The sequence below is a fragment of the Cellulomonas citrea genome (genome assembly GCF_009829685.1).
GTDB classification, from domain to species: domain Bacteria; phylum Actinomycetota; class Actinomycetes; order Actinomycetales; family Cellulomonadaceae; genus Cellulomonas; species Cellulomonas citrea.
Genome location: NZ_VWSD01000211.1, coordinates 1 through 3,512 on the forward strand (window position 1 = coordinate 1; position 3,512 = coordinate 3,512).

General features: G+C 75.9%; 2 protein-coding genes. One reads left to right on the plus strand and one right to left on the minus strand.

Annotation, left to right across the window (positions count from 1 at the left end; genetic code table 11):
* Nucleotides 1-127: 127 nt before the first annotated feature.
* On the minus strand, nt 128-1,834 hold the full coding sequence (locus F2B26_RS15120) for a sensor histidine kinase (RefSeq protein ID WP_159810770.1): 1,707 nt from the start codon (nt 1,832-1,834) through the stop codon (nt 128-130).
* Between the two features lie 142 nt (nt 1,835-1,976).
* Between F2B26_RS15120 and F2B26_RS15125 the strand changes: the two genes are divergently transcribed.
* Nucleotides 1,977-3,422 carry a GGDEF domain-containing protein gene (locus F2B26_RS15125; RefSeq protein ID WP_159810772.1) on the plus strand — a complete coding sequence of 482 codons (1,446 nt, stop codon included), beginning with the start codon at nt 1,977-1,979 and terminating at the stop codon, nt 3,420-3,422.
* Nucleotides 3,423-3,512 lie beyond the last annotated feature (90 nt).

Sequence of the window (3,512 nt, forward strand, 5' to 3'; positions counted from 1 at the left end):
CCGGGCCCGGGCTCCGGGGCGGCGGGGCCCCCTGCGTCGGCCCGGTTCGTCGTCTCGCTGCTGCTCACCCGCGCATCGTGGCATGGACGCCCGACGTGACCGCGCACGCTGCCGCCTGCGGGCAGGGTCAGTCGAGGGCCGCGGTCCAGCGCAGCAGCGCCCCGCGGCCCGACGGCGGCTGCAGCAGCGCGAACGTGCCGCCGGACTCCTCGGCCCGCCGGGCCAGGTTCTTGGTGCCGGAGGCGCGGGTGCGGGCCGGCGGCACCCCGACGCCGTCGTCCTCCACCTCGACCGTGATCGACCCGTGCGCGCCCGAGGTGACGAGCAGCCGCACCGCGACCGCCCCGGACCGGGCGTGCCGGGCCACGTTCGACAACCCCTCGCGCACGACGGCGACGACGTTGTTCGCCCGGCCGGGCGCCACCAGGTCGTCGATCCGCAGCCCCAGGGCCGGGTCCGTCTCGACGCCCACGCCGTCGACGCTCATCGACAGCTCCGGGGCGAAGCCCAGCGAGCTGCGCGCCAGCTCGACCTCGGCCGCCACCCGCTCGACCAGCGGGACGGTGGCGCCCGGGTCGTCGAGGGTGCGCACGATCACCCTGATCTGCCGGATGCCCGCGTCGACGTGCCCGACGGCGGTCTCCAGCACCCCGTCCAGCGCCGGCGGCACCGGGTCGGGGCCCTGCCGAGCCGCCTCGATGGCCATCCCGGCGGCGAACAGCTGCTGGATCGCCATGTCGTGCAGGTCGCGTGCGATCCGGGTGCGCTCGTCGCGCAGCACCGCCTGGCCGCGCAGCTGCTGCGCGTCGGCCAGCACGAACGCCAGCGCGGCCTGCGAGGCGAAGGACTGCGACATGGCCAGGTCGTCCGCGGTGAACTCGGGGTCGCCCGGGGCGCGCAGCATGACGAGCACGCCGATGCTCTCGCCCTCGGTGAGCAGCGGGGCGTACAGCGCCGGCCCGTACCGGTCGAGCGGCTCGGGCGCGCGCCCCGCGGCACCCGCCCGTTCCGCGCGCGAACCGACGACGTGCCCGGTGCCGGCCTCGAAGGCGGCCCGCACCTCGGGATCCCCCGACACGTCCAGCCCGACGAGGTCGTCGGTGCCCACCCCGTCGACGATCTCCAGCAGCAGCTCGAAGTCGGCACCGGGCAGCGCGAGCGCGACGCACTGCGCACCGTCGATCTGCCGGGCGTTCGCCGCGACGGCCGCGAGCACGTCCTCCTGGTCGGCGCCCTCGAGCAGCATCGTGGTGATGGCCCGCCCGGCGCTCTGCCACTGCCGCTGCCGCCGTTCCAAGGCGTAGAGCTGGGCGTTGTGCACGGCCACGGCCGCCGCGGCGGCCAGGGAGCGCACCACCGACTCGTCCTCGGCGTCGAACCCGCCGTGCTTCTCGGCGAGGTAGAGCGTGCCGTACCGCTCACCACGCACCCGCACCGGCGCCCCGAGGAACGAGCCCATCGGGGGGTGCCCGGCCGGCAGACCGCGGAACGCCGGGTGGTCGCGCAGGTCGTCCAGCCGGAGCACGCCGTCGTCGGGGATCTGCCCCAGGACGCCGGCGGCGTGCGGCGGACGGCCGAGGGTCGCGGCGGTGCGCGCGTCGATCCCGGTGTGCACGAAGGTGGTCGAGGCGCCGGCCGAGTCGACGATGTTGATGGCGCCGTACCTCGCGCCGGTGAGCTGCACGCTCAGCGCGACGAACCGCTCCAGCAGGCTGCGACTGTCCAGGTCACCGGCCAGGTCGAGGATCGCCGACATGAGCTGTGCCGAGGCGTCGGCGACGGCCGGCCCCCTCGGGCTGCCACCACGTCCGGCGGGCTCGTCTGCTCCAGGCATCGCCTCACAGGGTACGGGATCTGGGACCTAGGTCCCACCCGACAGTCCGCCGCGATCGGGTGACGACGGCGCGCCGTCGAACGCCGAGCGCGTACCGTCGACAGCACCAGGCAAGGGGCAGGCCCGGCGACGCGGAGGCTTGGTGGACAAGGGTGGTCGACGGGCGCACGCGAGCGCGCTCGCGCTCGGCGTGCTGCTGGTCGCTGCCTGCGCCGTCAACCCGACGCTGCGCTACGCCTCGGTCACGGCGGCAACCCTCGTCCCCCTCGTCGTCCTCGTGGTCCAGCTGGTGCGACGCACCTGTACCCACCGCACCGCCTGGCTGGTGATGGCGCTCGGCGTGGCCCTCGTCGCGGTGCACAACGCGCAGAACCAGGTCGCCATCGCGACCTCCGGGGCGCTCGCCTCGGGCGTCGCGGCCGCCGCGACGCTCGTGCTGGGCTACACCGCCCTCCTGGTCGGCGCCGTGGTGGCGCTGGTACCCCGGGCCGCTCCCGACCTCGGCGGGATGACCGACGCGGCGCTCATCGGGCTGGCGGCCGCGAGCCTGCTGTGGGGCCTGCTGCTCGGCCCGGCCCACGTGCGCCTCGGCGCCGGGCCCGCACGCATGGCCTACGAGCTCGTGCTCGTGCTGCTGGTCAGCGCGATCACCGGCGGGGTGGCGCGTGCGGCGGTGAGCACCCCGCAGGCCCGGGCAGCCTGCCTCCTGCTCGTGGTCTCCACCGTCGCCGTCAACGTCGGCGCCGTCACCCTCACCCTGTCCCAGGACCCCGCGACCGGGCAGACGCCGTGGTGGGCGAGCGTCCCGTGCATCGTGTCGCTGCTCGCCTACGCCGCCGCCCTCGCGCACCCCTCCGTACGGGCGGTCGGGTCGGTGCAGAGCCCGCAGGGCGGCCTGACCCGCGCGCACCTGGTCTTCCTCGGCGGCGCACTGGCGGTCAACCCGCTGCTCGCCGCGGCCGAGGTGGCCTTCCATGCACCGGTCGACGCGCTGCTGCTCGCCGTGAGCGGGCTGCTCGTCGTCCCGCTCGTGCTGCTGCGGATCGGGCTGCTGTCCCGCTGGCACGTCGAGGCGGAGCGCAGGCTGCTCGCCCTGGCCACACGCGACGAGCTCACCGGCCTGGCGAACCGTCGGGCGCTCACCCGCCACCTCGAGGCGCTGCTCGACCGGGTGGCCGAAGCGACCTCCCCGGGCGCCGTGGTGGCCTACCTCGACCTCGACGGTTTCAAGGCCGTCAACGACACCTTCGGGCACGGGGTCGGCGACCAGCTGCTGCGTGCCGTCGCCGAACGCGTGGCCCCGTTCGGCGGTCCGGACGACGCGGTCGCCCGGCTCGGCGGGGACGAGTTCGTCCTCGTGCTGGACGCCGCCCCGCCGCGCGCACCCGCCCTGGTCGCCGAGCTCAAGGACGCCCTGGCCTACCCCGTGCGGATCGGCGACGTGGTGCTGTCGACACGGGCGAGCATCGGGGTCGCGGTGGTCGCCCCGGGCGAGCGCGCGGACGCGGCCACGCTGCTCAACCGGGCAGACGGGCAGATGTACGCGGTCAAGCGCGTCCGGCGCGAGCAGGCACCGGCAGACGCCTGACCCGGGTCAGGCGGCCCAGCCCAGCGCCCGCAGCCCGGCGGCCGTGGCCGCGGCGGCTACCACGACGACGACGAGCGAGGCCCGCCGCCA